The organism is Klebsiella ornithinolytica (assembly GCF_030505655.1).
GTDB lineage: Bacteria > Pseudomonadota > Gammaproteobacteria > Enterobacterales > Enterobacteriaceae > Klebsiella > Klebsiella ornithinolytica.
On record NZ_CP130153.1, the window covers coordinates 666,248 to 683,990 of the forward strand.

General features: G+C 56.8%; 17 protein-coding genes, 1 tRNA gene and 2 pseudogenes. 5 read left to right on the forward strand and 15 right to left on the reverse strand.

Features of this window, described 5'->3' with window-relative positions; translation table 11 throughout:
• The first annotated feature begins 112 nt into the window (after positions 1-112).
• On the forward strand, positions 113-436 hold the full coding sequence (locus tag Q1L34_RS03200) for a DUF1889 family protein (protein ID WP_071824665.1): 324 nt from the start codon (positions 113-115) through the stop codon (positions 434-436).
• 436 nt (positions 437-872) lie between these two features.
• Here the strand turns inward: Q1L34_RS03200 and Q1L34_RS03205 are convergent, their stop codons facing one another.
• Entirely contained in the window at positions 873-1,037 is a 165-nt protein-coding gene (locus tag Q1L34_RS03205) for a hypothetical protein (RefSeq protein ID WP_015585695.1), read from the reverse strand.
• A gap of 369 nt (positions 1,038-1,406) precedes the next feature.
• Positions 1,407-1,482, reverse strand: a tRNA-Ile gene (locus Q1L34_RS03210).
• Between the two features lie 124 nt (positions 1,483-1,606).
• Between Q1L34_RS03210 and mug the strand changes: the two genes are divergently transcribed.
• On the forward strand, positions 1,607-2,113 hold the full coding sequence (gene mug / locus Q1L34_RS03215; protein WP_004867844.1) for a G/U mismatch-specific DNA glycosylase: 507 nt from the start codon (positions 1,607-1,609) through the stop codon (positions 2,111-2,113).
• Between the two features lie 100 nt (positions 2,114-2,213).
• On the opposite strand, the gene rpoD is transcribed toward mug, so the two are convergent.
• The 3 genes from rpoD to rpsU all read right to left on the reverse strand — a co-directional run bounded on the left by rpoD (position 2,214) and on the right by rpsU (position 6,346).
• Complete coding sequence (rpoD, locus tag Q1L34_RS03220; protein WP_004867842.1) at positions 2,214-4,058, reverse strand: RNA polymerase sigma factor RpoD; 1,845 nt, start codon at positions 4,056-4,058, stop codon at positions 2,214-2,216.
• A 150-nt stretch (positions 4,059-4,208) separates the two neighbouring features.
• On the reverse strand, positions 4,209-5,954 hold the full coding sequence (dnaG, locus tag Q1L34_RS03225; protein WP_004867839.1) for a DNA primase: 1,746 nt from the start codon (positions 5,952-5,954) through the stop codon (positions 4,209-4,211).
• Between the two features lie 176 nt (positions 5,955-6,130).
• Positions 6,131-6,346: a 30S ribosomal protein S21 gene (gene rpsU, locus Q1L34_RS03230; protein WP_001144069.1), complete on the reverse strand. Its 216-nt coding sequence runs from the start codon at positions 6,344-6,346 to the stop codon at positions 6,131-6,133.
• Positions 6,347-6,695: 349 nt separating this feature from the next.
• On the opposite strand from rpsU, the gene tsaD reads away from it, so the two are divergent.
• The gene (gene tsaD, locus Q1L34_RS03235) at positions 6,696-7,709 is read left to right on the forward strand and encodes a tRNA (adenosine(37)-N6)-threonylcarbamoyltransferase complex transferase subunit TsaD (RefSeq protein ID WP_004867835.1); all 1,014 of its coding nucleotides are present in this window, start codon (positions 6,696-6,698) and stop codon (positions 7,707-7,709) included.
• 42 nt (positions 7,710-7,751) lie between these two features.
• Here tsaD and Q1L34_RS03240 read toward each other — a convergent pair whose 3' ends face one another.
• The 8 genes from Q1L34_RS03240 to Q1L34_RS03275 form a co-directional block, all read right to left on the reverse strand.
• Positions 7,752-9,359: a purine-cytosine permease family protein gene (locus tag Q1L34_RS03240; RefSeq protein ID WP_015585696.1), complete on the reverse strand. Its 1,608-nt coding sequence runs from the start codon at positions 9,357-9,359 to the stop codon at positions 7,752-7,754.
• A gap of 155 nt (positions 9,360-9,514) precedes the next feature.
• Positions 9,515-10,129 carry an urease accessory protein UreG gene (gene ureG / locus Q1L34_RS03245; protein WP_004867829.1) on the reverse strand — a complete coding sequence of 205 codons (615 nt, stop codon included), beginning with the start codon at positions 10,127-10,129 and terminating at the stop codon, positions 9,515-9,517.
• A gap of 8 nt (positions 10,130-10,137) precedes the next feature.
• Positions 10,138-10,812 (reverse strand): urease accessory protein UreF, encoded by a 675-nt coding sequence (locus tag Q1L34_RS03250; protein ID WP_004867827.1) that lies wholly within the window; start codon positions 10,810-10,812, stop codon positions 10,138-10,140.
• On the reverse strand, positions 10,813-11,310 hold the full coding sequence (gene ureE, locus Q1L34_RS03255) for an urease accessory protein UreE (protein WP_004867824.1): 498 nt from the start codon (positions 11,308-11,310) through the stop codon (positions 10,813-10,815).
• Positions 11,311-11,319: 9 nt separating this feature from the next.
• A complete protein-coding gene (gene ureC, locus Q1L34_RS03260; protein WP_004867822.1) occupies positions 11,320-13,023 on the reverse strand; it encodes an urease subunit alpha in 1,704 nt (567 codons plus the stop codon).
• A complete protein-coding gene (locus tag Q1L34_RS03265; protein WP_004867818.1) occupies positions 13,016-13,336 on the reverse strand; it encodes an urease subunit beta in 321 nt (106 codons plus the stop codon). Before Q1L34_RS03265 ends, ureC begins: the two co-directional genes overlap by 8 nt.
• Positions 13,337-13,345: 9 nt before the next feature.
• Positions 13,346-13,648, reverse strand: a complete 303-nt coding sequence (locus Q1L34_RS03270; protein ID WP_004867816.1) for an urease subunit gamma — start codon at positions 13,646-13,648, stop codon at positions 13,346-13,348.
• Positions 13,649-13,657: 9 nt separating this feature from the next.
• On the reverse strand, positions 13,658-14,482 hold the full coding sequence (locus Q1L34_RS03275; protein WP_004867813.1) for an urease accessory protein UreD: 825 nt from the start codon (positions 14,480-14,482) through the stop codon (positions 13,658-13,660).
• Between Q1L34_RS03275 and Q1L34_RS03280 the strand changes: the two are divergent.
• Positions 14,472-14,558: pseudogene (locus tag Q1L34_RS03280) on the forward strand (short-chain dehydrogenase); the annotation flags it as partial. The gene Q1L34_RS03275 and the pseudogene Q1L34_RS03280 sit on opposite strands and share 11 nt — an antisense overlap.
• A gap of 67 nt (positions 14,559-14,625) precedes the next feature.
• On the opposite strand, the gene Q1L34_RS03285 reads toward Q1L34_RS03280, so the two are convergent.
• Both Q1L34_RS03285 and plsY read right to left on the reverse strand, forming a co-directional pair.
• Positions 14,626-16,092 (reverse strand): MFS transporter, encoded by a 1,467-nt coding sequence (locus Q1L34_RS03285; RefSeq protein ID WP_015585698.1) that lies wholly within the window; start codon positions 16,090-16,092, stop codon positions 14,626-14,628.
• 213 nt (positions 16,093-16,305) lie between these two features.
• On the reverse strand, positions 16,306-16,926 hold the full coding sequence (gene plsY, locus Q1L34_RS03290) for a glycerol-3-phosphate 1-O-acyltransferase PlsY (RefSeq protein ID WP_004867810.1): 621 nt from the start codon (positions 16,924-16,926) through the stop codon (positions 16,306-16,308).
• A gap of 230 nt (positions 16,927-17,156) precedes the next feature.
• Between plsY and folB the strand changes: the two are divergent.
• Positions 17,157-17,550 (forward strand): annotated as a pseudogene (folB, locus tag Q1L34_RS03295) (bifunctional dihydroneopterin aldolase/7,8-dihydroneopterin epimerase).
• Positions 17,551-17,743 lie beyond the last annotated feature (193 nt).

Here is a 17,743-nt window from a genome sequence, read left to right on the forward strand (position 1 = left end):
TCGGGCAGAAAAACGCCATGCAAACGTTTGACTGAGGTCTGAATCAAAGAAAGGCAACGATCTCTTTGATATCCCCGCAGACTTGGGTCCATATTATAAACATGTTCATCACGTGGTTAATTTTAAGGATAAGAGCATGCCAACAGCGATAGATAAAGCGTTAGATTTTATTGGTGGAATGAACACATCGGCGTCGGCTCCGCATTCAATGGATGAAAGTACGGCTAAGGGCATTTTAAAATATCTCCATGAGTTAGGCGTTCCGGCCAGCGCCGAAGACGTGATCGTGCGAGGCGAGCGGGAGGGATGGAATTCCGGGTTCACCCATAAAGTGGCCGGATGGGCGGAGAAAATCGCCGCTGGCAACCGTATCGTGATTAAAAATCCAGAGTACTTCTCCTCCTATATGCGGGAGCAGCTCCGGGAGCTGGTGTAAGCGGCTCGTTTTTAAAAAATGATTCTGAAGATAGTATTCTGCAGGATGGTATAAAAAAGGAGCAACGTTGCTAATGTCGCTCCTTATATTTTTCCGCTAATGAATATTCAGGATAATTTGAAATTTCCGCGCTAAGCAATGTATTTTCCGCTGGCTGAATAAGAGACTGGCGCTCTGGCGTATTTAGCATGGCAGGAAATTCTGAACCTGTCTGGCGCTCAATAACACTATCTTGTTTATCGTCCCTTATCGGTTCTTTTCCTTTCCTTCCCGACTGAACATGCTGCTGCCTTTTTCACTTTGTACTGAGTGCCCCGTGAGCGCCTCAGCATTCTGACTGTTTTAGCAACTCAGCGATGAGACTTCTTTAACGCTTCGATTCAACGCTGATTTTCATCAGCTTCAGGTTTATCGGTGGCGATTCAGTTTTTCCTGATTAGCGAGCGAGCCCGACGGCTTTCGCCTGTGCCTGGAAGCGTTTGAGTTGCTGCTCGATTTCTTCCACAGAAATACCCGTTTCAATCGCGGGAGAACTGGCAACGGTGCGGAAAAGCTGCGTTTTCGTGATCTTAGGGGAGGATGTTTTTTGCGTCGTGATCATTATCTCGTTAGTTATGCCGTGATTCTAGTTCTATTGAGCGATGCCAGCAAGGCTGCGGCAATTTTCTCTGGGCTTTCAGTTTGTGGGCAAATGCTATAAATAGACAAGTATCTGACTCAAAAATGCGTCCGTCGTGTATTTCACATCCGGTGAAAGTGGACATTGTGATAAAAGCCAGTCACGGCAGTTTTGGGTTAGCATACCAGGTGAATTGCTGGAGCAACTGATGGCTATCTGAAACGAAAGTGTTCTGATGAACCTTCAGGGTAAAAACCGAGATTGAAGTCTGAAGCTAAAACGGGACCTGGTCCAAATGCAATGCAAACAAAAAGGACTTAGATAATTTCTTATCTAAGTCCTTGTTTTATCTGGTGGCCCCTGCTGGACTTGAACCAGCGACCAAGCGATTATGAGTCGCCTGCTCTAACCACTGAGCTAAGGGGCCGTGGCGAGGGATTATAAAGTAACTGGCAGGCGCAATCCAGCGCAAAACGCACGGCTGCTGTTTTTATAAACAATGCATTTTCAATCCTTTATAATCGCCTTTTAGGTATTGAGCGGGTGGAAAGATGATTAACGATATTCTGGCGCCGGACCTGCGGGTGGTCTTCTGCGGCATCAATCCGGGGAAGTCCTCTGCCCATACTGGTTTTCATTTCGCGCATCCGGGTAATCGCTTCTGGAAGGTGATTTACCAGGCCGGTTTTACCGACCGTCTGCTGAAGCCTGAAGAGGAGCTGCAGCTGCTCGATACGCGCTGCGGGATCACTATGCTGGTGGAACGCCCGACGGTTCAGGCCAGCGAAGTCGCCCTGCAGGAGCTACGCAGCGGCGGCCGGGAGCTGGTGCTGAAAATTGAACAGTATCAGCCGCGGGCGCTGGCGATTCTCGGTAAACAGGCCTTTGAGAAAGCGTTTCAGGTACGCGGTGCGCGTTGGGGCAAGCAGCAGGTGACCATCGGCGATACGGAAGTGTGGGTGCTGCCCAACCCCAGCGGACTGAACCGGGCGACGCTGGATAAGCTAGTGGAGGCGTATCGTGAACTGGATGATGCGCTGGCATCGCGAGGTCGATAGCCTGCGGCGGGGACCGGCGTTGGCTCTCTCTGACGGCAACAGAGTGAATGGAAGACAAAAAAAAGCTCCCCGCAGGGAGCTTTTTTATTTCCGGCAACGATTAATCGTCGAGGAAGCTACGCAGCACTTCAGAACGGCTCGGGTGACGCAGCTTGCGCAGCGCCTTCGCTTCGATCTGACGGATACGTTCGCGGGTAACGTCGAACTGTTTACCGACTTCTTCCAGCGTGTGGTCAGTATTCATATCGATACCGAAACGCATACGCAGGACCTTCGCTTCACGAGCGGTCAGGCCTGCCAGCACGTCGTGAGTGGCGGCACGCAGGCTTTCCGTGGTCGCGGAGTCCAGCGGCAGCTCGAGGGTGGTATCCTCGATGAAATCACCCAGATGCGAATCTTCATCGTCGCCGATCGGCGTTTCCATGGAGATTGGCTCTTTGGCAATTTTCAGCACCTTACGAATTTTATCTTCCGGCATCAGCATACGTTCAGCCAGCTCTTCCGGCGTCGGCTCGCGACCCATTTCCTGCAGCATCTGGCGGGAGATACGGTTGAGCTTGTTGATGGTCTCAATCATATGCACCGGAATACGGATGGTGCGCGCCTGATCCGCGATAGAGCGGGTGATGGCCTGACGGATCCACCAGGTTGCATAGGTGGAGAACTTGTAGCCGCGACGATATTCGAACTTATCAACCGCTTTCATCAGACCAATGTTACCTTCCTGAATCAGATCCAGGAACTGCAGGCCACGGTTGGTGTATTTCTTGGCGATAGAGATAACCAGACGTAAGTTCGCTTCAACCATCTCTTTCTTCGCACGGCGGGCTTTCGCTTCACCGATGGACATACGACGGTTGATATCTTTAACCTGCTCGATGGTCAGGCCGGTCTCTTCTTCAATCTGCTGCAGCTTCTGCAGGCCGCGCTGGACGTCTTCTTTGACGTCGTGCAGTTTTTCAGACCACGGCTTGTTCATGGCGATCGCAGCGTTGAACCAGGTCTCGCTGGTTTCATTGCCGGTGAACAGGGTGATGAAGTTCTTCTTCGGCATTTTGCACTGTTCGACGCACAGTTTCATGATGATACGTTCCTGAGTACGGACGCGATCCATCATGCTACGCATGCTGCCGACCAGGTAATCGAACTGTTTCGGTACCAGGCGGAACTGTTTGAACACCTCAGACAGCTTGAGAATTTCTTCCTGGGCTGCGGCGTGGCTACGACCTTTCGCTTTGATGGTATCGCGGGTCAGCTCGTACTGCGTGCGCAGTTCAGCGAATTTCTCGCGCGCCAGCTCAGGATCGATGCTGTTGTCGTCATCGCTGCTGTCGTCGTCGTCGTCTTCATCTTCGTCTTCGTCGTCATCCATCTCTTCCTGAGAGAGTTCAGAACCGACGTGCGTCGCGGTTGGCGCCAGGTCTTCTTCGGCGTTAGGATCGACGAAACCGGTGATCAGGTCAGACAGGCGCGCTTCTTCAGCTTCGACGCGGTCGTACTGCTCCAGCAGATAGGTAATGGCTTCCGGATATTCAGCAACGGAGCACTGAACCTGGTTGATCCCATCTTCAATACGTTTGGCGATGTCGATTTCGCCTTCACGCGTCAGCAGTTCTACGGTACCCATTTCGCGCATGTACATGCGCACCGGATCGGTTGTACGTCCGATTTCAGATTCAACACTGGACAACACCTGTGCAGCAGCTTCTTCTGCATCTTCGTCGGTGTTGTTGCTGTTTTCAGCCAGCAGCAGATCATCGGCATCCGGTGCTTCTTCCATCACCTGAATGCCCATGTCATTGATCATTTGGATGATGTCTTCGATCTGATCGGAGTCGACGATATCTTCCGGCAGATGGTCATTGACCTCGGCATAGGTCAGATAGCCTTGCTCCTTACCACGTTGGACAAGAAGCTTCAGCTGTGACTGCGGGTTTTGCTCCATAAGACGGTATCCACACTTAATTCGTTTGATTGGTGTCGACAGACAAACTGCCAACATTTAAAGCGAGGGCGTACTTATATTATTGCCGCTGCGCCTCAGCGCGGCTGTCGGGGGCTTCCCGAACGATATTCGGCACTTAAGCCGTGCAATTCATTTTTTTGCCAGCTCCTGACTGATGGTCCAGAGTTCCCGGCGTTCTTCACTGCTTAAACCGTGCGTGCGGTCGCGAGCTATCAACTCTTCTTGCCGCAGTTCCAGCAGAGAATCAAACATATGGTTGAGCGCGTCGGTGAAGGTTTTTTCCGCGATATCTTTATCTGCTATATCGTCCCACATCGACAGTTTTTCAAGGGTTGCGGCCTCATTTGTACCGCGATACTGCTCTAAAAGTTGCCCGGTGGTCAGACCTGGCTGAGACAAACAGGTTTTGACCAGTTCGCTGAACAGGCCAAGCCCGGGCATTTTGCGCTGATCCAGGCCCTCTAAAGGCGGAACCAGCGGCGCCAAATCCGGGTTTTGCACCAGCAGTCCTATCAGTATACGCATGGTCGTGCGTTTTAGCTGCGGCGCGGGGCGTGGCGCTCCACTTTCTGTCTGTTTTGGCATTAAACGTTCAAGCTGAGCGTCATCTAAAATCCCCAGCTTGTTGCCCAGCTCCTGACGCAAATAAATGCGCAGCGTTTCACCCGGTACCTGGGTGATGAGCGGCAGCGCTAAGGTACTGAGCTGCGCGCGCCCGTCCGGGGTGCTCAAGTCGACCTGCGGCAGCAGGCTGTTGAACAAAAACGTGGAGAGCGGCTGAGCCTGCTCCATCCGCGCTTCAAACGCCGCTTTACCCTCTTTACGCACCAGCGTATCCGGGTCTTCGCCGTCGGGCAGAAACATAAAGCGTAGCTGACGACCATCGGTCATGTACGGCAGCGCCGTTTCCAGCGCCCGCCAGGCGGCATCGCGGCCAGCCCGGTCGCCGTCGTAACAGCAGATGACCTGGTTGGTCGCCCGGAACAAAAGCTGAATATGGTCGGCGGTGGTCGAGGTCCCCAGCGACGCGACGGCGTAGTTTATGTCGTACTGCGCCAGTGCCACGACGTCCATATAGCCTTCGACAACCAGCAAACGCGGTGGTTCGGCGTTATCCTGCTGCGCTTCATACAGGCCGTACAGCTGACGACCTTTATGGAAAATATCGGTTTCCGGAGAGTTAAGGTATTTCGGCAGGGCATCGCCCAGCACGCGACCACCAAAACCAATCACCCGGCCTCGCTTATCGCGGATAGGGAACATCACCCGTTCGCGGAAGCGGTCGTAACTGCGCCCCTTATCGTTCGTCACCAGCATGCCGGCATCGATAAGCGACTGGCGGTTTTCTTGATTGCCGCCAAAACGTTTTAAGACGTTATCCCAACCGGGTGGGGCGTAGCCAATCGCGAAGCGCGCAATGACCTCGCTGCTTAAGCCACGTTTTGCCAGATACTGGCGCGCAGGGTCGGCGGCGGGTTGCATCAGAGACTGTTGATAAAACGCATTCAGACCGTCCATCAATTGATAGAGACTTTGCCGCTGATGGCGCTCTATTTGACTCGGTCCGTTGCCTGCTTCGTATGGCACTTCGAGGTTGTGCATGGCGGCCAGCTCTTCGACCGTCTCCACGAACTCGAGTTTGTCGTAGTTCATCAGGAAGTCGACAGCGTTGCCGTGCGCACCGCAACCAAAGCAGTGATAAAACTGTTTTTCACCGTTGACGGTAAAAGAGGGGGTTTTTTCGTTATGGAATGGACAGCACGCGTGGTAGTTCTTGCCCTGCTTTTTGAGCTTTACCCGCGCGTCGATCAGATCGACGATGTCGGTGCGCGCCAGCAGATCATTGATAAATACGCGTGGGATTCGTCCAGCCATAGGCCCCGTAAACTATACACACGATCACCAGACGGCCTCAGCGTGGGCTGAACACGTTCTTTCATGATGCGGTGTATCTGCTAATGCATAAACGAAAATAAGCCGCGCATTCCTTCCGGAAGCACGGCCTTACAACAACAACTCAGTCTGAATTGAGGGCTTTGGCCCTCAACAGATTAGTACAGACGAGTGCGGCGTGCGTTTTCGCGAGCCAGTTTCTTCGCGTGACGTTTCACTGCAGAAGCTTTAGCGCGCTTACGTTCGGTAGTCGGTTTTTCATAGAACTCACGACGACGAACTTCCGCCAGAACACCTGCTTTCTCACAGGAACGCTTGAAGCGACGCAGAGCTACGTCGAACGGCTCGTTTTCACGTACTTTAATTACCGGCATGTGCCTCTCACCTTTGATTAATTCGGTTTGCTGCTGGCATCAACGCCAGCTTATTTCAAAATGGTGCGGAATTTTACTGCAATTGCTGCTGCTTTGTAAAGCACCGCTGCCTTTTTTGAAAGGACTTTTATAAGGGTGAGGAGTATACACGAGGGTTGTTCCTGGGGCGAACAAAGTTTTATCTTCGCCGCCTGCAGGCCTTTCTGACGCTGCATGGCGGGCAACGTGCCGCCGGGCGGGTTTTCGCGCCGCGCCGGTTGCCTCGCTGCGCCAACCAGGCACGCTGAGGGTATACATCAACCCGCATTGGTCCTAAACTGCGCGGTATTAGAGCGAGGTAAAACAAGACATGCGTGTACTGGGTATTGAAACATCCTGCGATGAAACCGGCATCGCCATTTATGACGACGAAAAAGGCCTGCTAGCCAATCAATTGTATAGTCAGGTGAAATTACATGCTGACTACGGCGGCGTGGTGCCCGAGCTGGCTTCGCGCGACCACGTGCGTAAAACCGTACCGCTGATTCAGGCGGCGTTGAAAGAGGCCGGGCTGACGGCAAAAGAGATCGATGCTGTAGCCTATACCGCAGGTCCCGGCCTGGTTGGCGCGCTGCTGGTCGGCGCAACGGTAGGGCGTTCGCTGGCCTTTGCCTGGAACGTGCCGGCGGTTCCGGTGCATCATATGGAAGGGCATCTGCTGGCGCCGATGCTGGAAGATAATCCCCCCGCATTCCCGTTTGTGGCGCTGCTGGTCTCTGGCGGCCATACCCAGCTGATTAGCGTAACCGGTATTGGTCAGTACGAGCTGCTCGGCGAGTCTATCGATGATGCGGCCGGGGAGGCGTTCGATAAAACCGCTAAGCTGCTGGGGCTCGATTATCCCGGCGGCCCGATGCTGTCTAAGATGGCGGCTCAGGGCAAAGAAGGGCGGTTTGTTTTCCCCCGTCCGATGACTGACCGTCCCGGTCTGGATTTCAGCTTCTCCGGCCTGAAAACCTTTGCGGCTAACACTATTCGCAATAACGATGACGACGAGCAGACCCGTGCAGATATCGCCCGTGCGTTTGAAGATGCGGTGGTGGATACGCTGATGATTAAGTGTCGTCGCGCGCTGGAGCAGACCGGCTTTAAACGCCTGGTGATGGCCGGCGGCGTGAGCGCCAACCGCACGCTGCGCGCGAAGCTGGCGGAGATGATGGCAAAGCGCGGCGGCGAAGTGTTCTATGCGCGCCCGGAGTTCTGCACCGATAACGGCGCGATGATCGCCTATGCCGGGATGGTTCGCCTGCGTACCGGCGCTAAACCGGATCTCGGCGTGACCGTCCGTCCGCGCTGGCCGCTTGCTGAATTGCCGGCGGCGTAACCTGCATCACAGGCCGACATTCCGTCGGCCTGCCTTTCTGCTTTACTCCATACTTTTACACAGCGAGCAAATCGCGCCCTGATGTTTGTGCGAGTGCATGACGTCCGGACGTTCGTACTCTTCTTCGCAGCTGACGCACTGGTAAACGGTGATGGACGCATTGCCCTGCGCGTCGTAGCGCGGCTCGCTAATCCCGTCATCATACTGCTTGATGTAGTAGCGCCCGCCGGTGAGGATACCCATCAGCGGCGTCATCACCAGCGCCACGACCAGCGCAATCAGCGGCGAGAATGGCGCCAGCGTGGCACCGAGCAGGCCGAAGAAGGCGCAGATCGACAGGCCGGCCGCCAGAGCAAACGAAACCACCCCCACCGGGTTAACGTTGTAGATCATCCCGCGACGATATTCTGGCTGCGCCGGGGCGAGCCTGAGCAGACCTTTGTTGACGGTGATATCGGTGGCAACCACCACGACCCAGGCAATGGCAAAGTTAGAATAGAAACCAAGAATCCACGACAGCGCGCTGAACATATCGCCCTCCATCAGCGCCAGCGCGATGGCGAGGTTGACGATGACGAAGATAATCCGCCCCGGATAGCGTTTGGTGGTGCGCGTCCAGGCGCTGGTCCACGCCAGCGAGCCAGAATAGGCGTTGGTGACGTTGATTTTAATCTGTGAAATGACCACCAGCACCACGGCCAGGGTTAACGCCAGCCAGCCGGGTACCAGGTTATCAAAGACGCTGACGAACTGCTGTACCGGCTCGGTGTTGTGCACTGCCGGGAAGCGGGTCAGCAGATAAAAGCCGAGGAAGGCGCCGATGATCTGTTTTATCGCGCCTAATACCACCCAGCCAGGGCCTGCGGAAAAGACCGCCAGCCACCAGCTTTTGCTATTTTCCGCCGTTTTGGGCGGCATAAAGCGCAGGTAATCGATCTGCTCGCCGATCTGCATAATCAGCGACAGACAGACGCCGGCGCCGAGCATAATGGCAGTTAAATCGACCTGCGCCGCGTTATTCTTGCCGGCGAAGTTCATAAAGCCATCCACCAACGCCGGGTCTTTGGCAATCAGCCAGGCCACCGGCACCACCATCAGCACCAGCCACAGCGGCGTGGTCCACACCTGCAGGCGGGTCAGGGCTTTCATACCGTAAACGACCAGCGGCAGCACCATCAGGGTGGCGATGAGATAGCCCATCCACAGCGGGATCCCTAATCCAACCAGCAGCCCCTGGGCCATAATCGAGCCTTCAAGGGCGAAGAAGATAAAGGTGAAGCCTGCGAAGATAATGCTGGTGATGACCGAGCCAAAATAGCCGAATCCGGCGCTGCGGGTGATTAAGTCGAGATCGATGTTATAGCGGGCGGCGGTAATCGCCAGCGGGATCCCGGTGAGGAAGATCACCAGCGCCGCCAGCAGGATGGCGTAAATCGCGTTGGTGGTGCCCCATGCCATGCCGATGCTGGCGCCGATGGAGAAGTCCGCCAGATAGGCGATGCCGCCCAGCGCGGTCACGGCGACGACGCCAGGCCCCCAGCGGCGGAAGCTCAGCGGAGCATAGCGGAGTGTATAGTCTTCCAGGGTTTCTCTGGAGCCTGATGGCCCGGTCTGGGCAGGTAACTCAGTTTTGATATCCAGTGATGACATAGTCATTCCTTAATGGTCAGGTATGACTGTAATTAGCAAACCTTATGCCACTTCGTAGAGCAGGCGCCGCAGGGGGTTGTGGGGGGGGAGGGATAAAAAGAGGGCGTCGAATGCACCATCCGGGCGCGGGCGCGTCCGGATGGTGCAGGAACGTTTTAGCGCAGCATACCTTTGTCGACAAGGAAGGCGATGATGTTGTTCAGGCCATCGCCGCTTTTCAGGTTGGTAAAGGTCCACGGGCGCTCGCCGCGCATACGCATCGTATCGCGCTCCATCACCTCCAGCGACGCGCCCACATACGGTGCAAGGTCGGTTTTGTTGATCACCAGGAAGTCCGACTTCGTGATCCCCGGCCCCCCTTTGCGCGGGATCTTTTCCCCTTCCGCAACGTCAATGACGTAGATGGTCAGATCCGCCAGCTCCGGACTGAAGGTGGCGCTCAGGTTATCGCCGCCGCTTTCCACAAAGATCAGATCGAGGTTGCCGAATTTTTCGCTCAGCGCTTCTACCGCCGCCAGGTTCATCGACGCGTCTTCGCGGATCGCGGTATGCGGACATCCGCCGGTTTCGACGCCGACGATGCGCTCCGGCGCCAGCGCGCCCGCTTCGGTGAGAATACGCTGATCTTCTTTGGTGTAGATGTCGTTGGTGACGACGGCTAACTGCCAGCTGTCACGCATGGCTTTACACAGCGCTTCCAGCAGGGCTGTTTTCCCGGAACCGACCGGGCCGCCGACGCCGACGCGCAGCGGGTGTTTGTAGTTATGCATACTCTCTCCTAGGAACGGAATAATCGGGAATACTGAGTTTCATGCCGGGCGGAAGCAATGGCGGCCAGCGGCGTGGAGGAACCTATCGCGCTATCCGGCGCCGCAAGGGCGCAGGCCATATCCGCCGCGTAGCGATCGCACAGGCGTAAAATCAGCTGCTGGGCCGCCTGCTGGCCGAAGGGAACCAGCTTAACGCCCGCCATGACCGCGCTTTCGATCCAGCTGTAGCCAAGGCTCAGCGCCAGGTCGGGAAGTGCGATTTGCCAACGCACGCCGAGCCACGCCATGCCGGCGAGCTGGCTTTGCCGGCACAAACCGCGCCACGCCGGCGGGCAGTCCGGCTGCCAGTCGGCCAGCAGGCGGGCAAATGCCGTGCCGCGATTACGCTCTTCTTCACGCAGTTCGCGGGTCTCACGGCAGGCGAGCAGCCAGGCGGTCCAGCGCTGTGCTGACGGCAGATCGTCGTTTTCGCATGCCCGATACAGCCGGGCGAACAGAGGAAGATCGACGGTAAAAAAGCTCTGTTCCATCTGCTGCTGCTGCCAGCGTTCAAAAGCGGCGGCATCGGGTACCCAGCCTGCTTCGACTGCCCATTCCAGACCTTGCGACCAGCTATAGCCGCCGACCGGTAGGTTGCTGCTGGCCAGCTGCATCAACCGCAGGCGTTTTTCCGGCGTTGGCATTTAGTGACTGTGCTCGTGATGATGATGATCGTGGCCATGATCGTGACTATGACCGTGGCTGTGGCCGTGGCTTTCGCTGGCGTAGGCGCCGGCTTCCGGTTCAAACGGCAGATGCGCGAAAGTGACCTCCAGGCCGAACTGGCGCAGCATATCGTCCAGCACATGATCGTGGTGATAGCGCAGCTCTCCGGGCATGATTTGCAGCGGAACGTGGCGGTTGCCGAGGTGATAGCAGGCTTTCGCCAGGGTGAACGGATCGTCGCAATGCACCACGGACACGCCTTCATCTGCGGCGATAATTTGCACAAACTCGCTGCCGTCTTCATTGCTGAGCACATCCCCGCCGCGTAGCAGCAGGCCGCGCGGCAACAACAAACCGGCTTCGCGACCGTCGTTGAGGGTGACTTTGATACGACTTTTCACCCGCACATCGATCGGCAGCGTAAGGCTGGCGGTCAGTTTGCCAGGTGAATCCACTCGTTGGGTCAGATAGAGCATCCGGACTCCTTAAAACAGAAAATAACGTTGCGCCATCGGCAGGACATCTGCCGGTTCGCTGGTGATCAGTTCGCCATCGATGCGCACTTCATAGGTTTGCGCGTCGACGGTGATATTGGGCTGCAGGCCGTTATGGATCATGTCGGTCTTTTGTACCGTCCGGCAGCCTTTCACCACCGCCGTGGCGCTCTGCAGATTCAGACGCTGCGCCACGCCACTGTCGACCGCCGCCTGCGGCAGGAAGGTGAGGCGACAGTGATGGCGAGCGCTGCCCAGCGCGCCGAACATCGGGCGGTAGTGCACCGGCTGTGGCGTCGGAATCGAGGCGTTGATGTCGCCCATCGGGGCAATGGCGATCATACCGCCCTTGATCACCGTGGCCGGCTTAACGCCGAAAAACGCCGGGGACCACAGCACGAGATCCGCCAGTTTGCCCACTTCAATCGAGCCGACTTCATGGGCGATACCGTGGGTCAGCGCCGGGTTAATGGTGTACTTGGCGATATAGCGCTTCACGCGGAAGTTGTCGTTATCGCCGCGTTCTTCCGCCAGCGGCCCGCGCTGCACCTTCATCCGATGCGCCACCTGCCAGGTACGCAGAACGACTTCGCCCACGCGCCCCATCGCCTGCGAATCGGAAGAGGTCAGAGAGAAGGCGCCGAGATCGTGCAGAACATCTTCTGCCGCAATGGTTTCCCGGCGGATGCGGGATTCGGCAAACGCCACGTCTTCCGCAATATCCGGATCGAGATGGTGGCAGACCATCAGCATATCGAGATGTTCGTCAATGGTATTGACGGTGTAGGGCAGCGTCGGGTTGGTGGAGGAGGGCAAAATATTGGGGTGTGCGCAGGCGGTAATAATATCCGGCGCATGGCCGCCGCCGGCACCTTCGGTATGGAAAGTGTGGATCGTCCGTCCGGCAATCGCCGCCAGCGTATCTTCAACAAAACCCGATTCATTCAGGGTGTCGCTGTGCAGCGCCACCTGAATATCCATTTCGTCGGCGACCGTCAGCGCGCAGTTGATGGCGGCCGGCGTGGCGCCCCAGTCTTCATGAATTTTCAGGCCGATAACGCCTGCCGCAACCTGTTCGCGTAGCGCGTCCGGGTTTGAGCCGTTGCCTTTGCCCAGCAGACCAATATTCACCGGCAGACTGTCCGCGGCCTGTAGCATCCGCGAGATGTACCACGGCCCCGGTGTACAGGTGGTGGCGTGTGTCCCCGCGGCGGGGCCCGTTCCGCCGCCGACCATGGTGGTGACGCCGGAGACCAGCGCCTCTTCCGCCTGCTGCGGGCAGATCCAGTGGATGTGGGTATCGACGCCGCCGGCGGTGACTATCTTACCTTCGGCGGCAATAACCTCCGTCGCCGCGCCAATGGGGATAGTGACGTCAGGCTGGATATCGGGATTACCCGCTTTGCCGATTGCGACAATACGCCCCTCTTTGACACCAATGTCGGCTTTGACGATCCCCCAGTGATCGACGATCAGCGCATTGGTCAGCACCAGATCGACACAGTCGTCAGCGAGCATTTGTCCCTGGCCCATACCGTCACGGATGACCTTCCCGCCGCCGAACTTGACCTCTTCGCCGTAGGTGGTCAGATCGTCTTCGACCTCGATCCACAGTTCGGTGTCCGCCAGGCGCACTTTATCGCCGGTGGTGGGGCCAAACATGTCGGCATAGGCCTGACGTGAAATATCACTCATTGTTTGCCTCCAGATTTCCCATCACGTCGCCGCGAAAGCCGTATACCGCGCGACGACCGGCGAGCGCCACCAGCTCTACTTCACGTTTTTGCCCTGGCTCAAAGCGGACCGCGGTGCCGGCGGCGATGTTCAGGCGATAGCCGGTGGCCTGCGCCCGATCAAATTTCAGCGCCGGGTTGACCTCGGCAAAATGGTAATGCGATCCAACCTGAATCGGCCGGTCGCCATGATTCTCAACGATAATGCTGCGGGTGGCGCGGCCAACGTTCAGAGCTATCTGTCCGGGCTGCACCTTATATTCACCTGGGATCATCGCGAAACCTCAGATAATCGGGTTGTGGACGGTGACCAGCTTCGAGCCATCCGGGAAGGTGGCCTCGACCTGGATGTCGGGGATCATTTCGGGTACGCCCTCCATGACCTGTTCGCGGCTTAACACGTGGCGGCCTTCTTCCATCAGCGCCGCGACGCTTTTACCGTCGCGGGCGCCTTCCATAATAAAGGCGCTGATTAAGGCCACGGCTTCCGGGTAGTTCAGCTTCAGGCCGCGGGCCAGGCGACGTTCCGCCACCAGTGCGGCGGTAAACAACAGCAGCTTGTCTTTCTCTCTGGGGGTCAGTTCCATAGCGTTCTCTCAGGTCAACCAGATTCGGGGAAGGACCGGGGACTTTCCGGTCAGATGCGGGCGCATAAACTGCCAGATATCACGCATCGCCCGCTGGCAAAGTAAGTTATCGTCACTTAAAAAGCGCACCGTCAGCAGGCCGTCAGTCAGCGTGGCGCCAGCATAATTGCCCAGCGTCGTGAGTCGTTCCCGCACGCCGTCAAGCAGGGCTTCACTGGCGGGATAGAACAGAAGAGTACCGACCCACGGGTACTGCGCCACGCTGGCCAGACGTCCGTCGGCCAGATGCAGGCGTTCAATGAGCAGCGGGGCATCATCCATCCATACTTCAAGACGATTGCTGAGGGCGCCATGGCTAAAGCTTTCACCGATGACCGGGCGGCCCAGGCACAGCAGATCCCAGGCCAGCAGCGTGCTGGAAGGGCAAAGATGAAAGGCGGTATGCAGACGGGCGCGGGCGCCGGGAAAGAAAATCGCGTCCTGCGGCAGCCACTCCAGCGTCGAGCGTTCCGCCAGCGTCAGACGCTGATGTAAATGAGCCTGCGCGCCGCTGCTGCGGTAAAACTTACTGGCACCGGGCATGGTGATTAACGTGTGGCAGCCGCTATCGAGAGCGGCGCGAATCGTTAGCTCGTCACCACCGACAATCCCGCCCGGCGGGTGGAGTAAGTAGAGATGACAGGTATCGTCTTCAGGATAAAAGGGACGCTGGACGGTGAGCGGACCGACATGACGGGCGGAGGTGAGTACCGTTTTGCCGCCGCGATGTTGAAAATGAAGGTCCAGCGTAGCCTGCCAGCCTTTTTTATTCTCTGGTAACACGGTGCTGTGCAATGTTGTTACGCCCCTGCAAAATCAAGATAAAACAGCAGCGATGAGTATTGATCGGCGCGAAAGTATCTCGATCATATGAAAAGCTTATGAATTAAAAACAAGAAAACAGCCGCCTGTGCGGCGGCCGTTTAGCGAAAAGATTATTACGCCTGATAATCTTCGGCGTCAATGTCATAACCCGATGGTTCCCAGCGAATCGCGAGCAGCGACAGCAGGCCAATCAGCGGCGCGGCGGCGATAATCCAAAAGACCTGGGTATCCAGGGCCGCAACCAGCAGCGGGAAGAGGAACAGCGACAGCGTTGAGCTGCTGCGCATCAGAGTCTGGTTCAGGCCGACGCCGACACCGCGCAGCGAAGTTGGATAGCTCAGCGAAGCAAAGGTCATGGTGTGGGCGCCGGGGCCAAACCCCTGGCCGAACAGGAACAGCGCCAGCATCGCCACGGCCGCGATGCCTTCGCCCGCGCCGTGCGGACGGCCGATCAGCGCCAGTCCCAGCAGCGCCGCCAGCTGGCAACTGTAGCCCGCCAGCGACATCTTCCATGCCCCTAAGCGCGGCACCAGCCGCACTGCCAGCAGGCCGCCGACGAAAGCAAAGAGCAGGTTCAGCGCCAGGGAGATCACAATCGTGGTCAGCATCGACTGAACAAAGAAGCTGGAGATAATCACCGGCAGGCCGAAGGCGACGGCGTTATAGGCAAAGGAAGAGACGACCGACAGCAGCGTAGCGAGGGTGGTCCGCCGCAGATAGACGCCCTGGAACAGACGGAAATAGTTGCTCCACTGCGCTTTTTTCACCACCGGCGTCGGGTTATCCAGCGCGTCCTGCGCCACGTGGGCGTTGATGTTATAGGCCTTGCGCAGAATGGCGGCCGCTTCACGCAGGTTGCCCTGATTGGCGGCCCACACCGGCGACTCGCTCATATAGCGGCTGCGAATGGCGATAATCACCAGTGCAGGAACCGCGCCGAAGCCCAGAATCAGCCGCCACAGCCAGTCGCTGTGGCTTTCCGGCAGTACGGCATAGAACAAGAGCACCAGCAGATATGAAATACTGATAGCGGCGTACCACGTCGGGCACCACATGGCGACGCTGGCCGCTTTGTTGCCCGGCCCCTTAAGCTTTGAGAACTCACTCAGGAAGGCCATCGCCACCGGCAGATCGATACCGACGCCGAGGCCCATGACAAAACGGGCGCCGGTCAGCACGTATTCGTTGGGGGCCAGCGCGCAGGCGATCGCAGCCACCACAAAAAACAGCATATCGGCCATGAAGACGCGGTAGCGGCCGATTTTATCCGTCAGGTAGCCGCCCAGCAGCGCGCCGACGATGGCGCCGAAGGTGATGGCTGAGGCCACCATGCCGGTGCCGGCGGGCGTCAGGTTGAATTCACGGGTAATGTCTTTCAGGCCAAAGGCCAGGGAGCCAAGATCGTAGGCATCGAGAAAGATACCGCCGAGGGCGATACCCATAACAATCCGCGCATTGGTACGCCCGCTGCTGCCCTCATTGATTAAACGCGATACGTCAGCGGCGCCGCGTATCCACTGTACTTCCCCGCCAGGCGACCCCGCCGCTGCGACCGGAGCCGCGTTGATTACGTCTGTCATGATGTTGTTCTGTGCTGTCTTATAAAGGATTCAGAGTAAACATCGCGGCAGGCAGGGATAAATTATTTTTGGTTATAAGACATAGCTAAGTGATTGTTGTGAAATGATTATCTTTTTCTGGCCGGTGAGTTCAGGAGGATTGGCTGCCAAAAAGGGTAATTCAGAGAGAATGTCGGGATAAAGGGGGCCCGGCGCGCGCCACCGGGCGCCAGATTATTTCTGCTCAGGCGTTTTTTTGTTCTTTTTCAGCCGGGCCCAGATTTTGGTTTCCTGGCGCCGCCACAGACGCTGAATATTGTCGTGATGGCGCAGCAGAATCAGGCAGGAGAGCATAGAAACCGGGAAGGTATACTGCGGTTTGAACCACCAGACGTAGAAAGGGGCAATCAGCGCGCTGACAATAGCCCCGAGCGAGGAATAGCCGCTGAGCAGGATGGTCAGCAGCCAGGTACCCGCCATGACGCCGGTCAAATCCCAGCCGATGGGCGCGATTGCGCCGAAAGCAGTCGCCACGCCCTTACCACCGCGGAAGTTAAAGAATACCGGCCAGATATGGCCTACGCAGGCCGCAATGGCGACCAGACCCAGCCAGAAAGGCGTCAGGCCGAGCGCCCAGGCACCCCAGACGGGCAGCATGCCTTTGAGCACATCAAAAATAAGAACCGTTACGGCTGCTCCCTTGCCGCCAATTCGTAGTACGTTTGTCGCCCCAGGATTGCCGGAACCGCTATCGCGAGGATCGGGCAGGCCAGCGAGACGACACACCAGAATGGCGCTGGAAATTGAGCCGCAGAGGTAGGCAAGGATAACCAGTCCAGGCGCGATTGCACTCATCAGCTGTTCCATTTTGAAAATGTCGTTTTGTCCCCGCTATCCTTCGCGTCGCTGATGCGCTGGCGCACTTCTTTCGTGCCGTCATCGGAGCGTGCATGGAGCCAGAACGCTTGCTGCGCCGCTGCTTTCCTGCAATGCGAATTATTTAGGGGATGTCTTTGCATCTGTGGATAATACGCATAATTCGCCGGAAGTGGTATCCGGTTTAGCCAAAAAGCAGGCAGGTCGTGATGGATATTGTATTTATAGAGCAACTTTCGGTAATCACCACTATCGGTGTTTACGACTGGGAACAAACCATTGAACAGAAGCTGGTGTTCGATATCGAAATGGCGTGGGACAACCGCAAAGCGGCGAGCAGCGATGATGTCAATGATTGCCTCAGCTATGCTGATATCAGCGAGCTGGTGATTGGTCACGTTGAAGGCGGACGTTTTGCGCTGGTGGAACGTGTCGCGGAAGAGATTGCCGATCTGCTGCTGGAAAAATTCCCCTCGCCGTGGGTGCGGATTAAAGTCAGCAAACCGGGCGCCGTTGCCCGGGCGGCAAACGTGGGCGTGATTATCGAGCGCAGTCGGACGTAGCCTTAATCTGAAACAAAACTTTTCAGGTCATACTCGTTAAACAAATTGCGTTTATACCGGTCACAGGATCCGGCTATCGGGATATTTAATTGCCGCTCAGGGTCAGGACAGCACTCGAAATTTACGCGTACTCCGTGTACGCTCCGATTTCCTGCGCCGTCCGTCTCCAGACTGGCCGCATCAATATCACCTGATGGAATGGTTCAGCGTATCTGGTTTTTTCATTTTACTTT

Coding starts and splice junctions, on each gene's coding strand:
- Q1L34_RS03205 (WP_015585695.1), bottom strand. CDS start 1,037: ATGATCACGACGCAAAAAACATCCTCCCCTAAGATCACGAAAACGCAG.
- mug (WP_004867844.1), top strand. CDS start 1,607: ATGATTAACGATATTCTGGCGCCGGACCTGCGGGTGGTCTTCTGCGGC.
- rpoD (WP_004867842.1), bottom strand. CDS start 4,058: ATGGAGCAAAACCCGCAGTCACAGCTGAAGCTTCTTGTCCAACGTGGT.
- dnaG (WP_004867839.1), bottom strand. CDS start 5,954: ATGGCTGGACGAATCCCACGCGTATTTATCAATGATCTGCTGGCGCGC.
- rpsU (WP_001144069.1), bottom strand. CDS start 6,346: ATGCCGGTAATTAAAGTACGTGAAAACGAGCCGTTCGACGTAGCTCTG.
- tsaD (WP_004867835.1), top strand. CDS start 6,696: ATGCGTGTACTGGGTATTGAAACATCCTGCGATGAAACCGGCATCGCC.
- Q1L34_RS03240 (WP_015585696.1), bottom strand. CDS start 9,359: ATGTCATCACTGGATATCAAAACTGAGTTACCTGCCCAGACCGGGCCA.
- ureG (WP_004867829.1), bottom strand. CDS start 10,129: ATGCATAACTACAAACACCCGCTGCGCGTCGGCGTCGGCGGCCCGGTC.
- Q1L34_RS03250 (WP_004867827.1), bottom strand. CDS start 10,812: ATGCCAACGCCGGAAAAACGCCTGCGGTTGATGCAGCTGGCCAGCAGC.
- ureE (WP_004867824.1), bottom strand. CDS start 11,310: ATGCTCTATCTGACCCAACGAGTGGATTCACCTGGCAAACTGACCGCC.
- ureC (WP_004867822.1), bottom strand. CDS start 13,023: ATGAGTGATATTTCACGTCAGGCCTATGCCGACATGTTTGGCCCCACC.
- Q1L34_RS03265 (WP_004867818.1), bottom strand. CDS start 13,336: ATGATCCCAGGTGAATATAAGGTGCAGCCCGGACAGATAGCTCTGAAC.
- Q1L34_RS03270 (WP_004867816.1), bottom strand. CDS start 13,648: ATGGAACTGACCCCCAGAGAGAAAGACAAGCTGCTGTTGTTTACCGCC.
- Q1L34_RS03285 (WP_015585698.1), bottom strand. CDS start 16,092: ATGACAGACGTAATCAACGCGGCTCCGGTCGCAGCGGCGGGGTCGCCT.
- plsY (WP_004867810.1), bottom strand. CDS start 16,926: ATGAGTGCAATCGCGCCTGGACTGGTTATCCTTGCCTACCTCTGCGGC.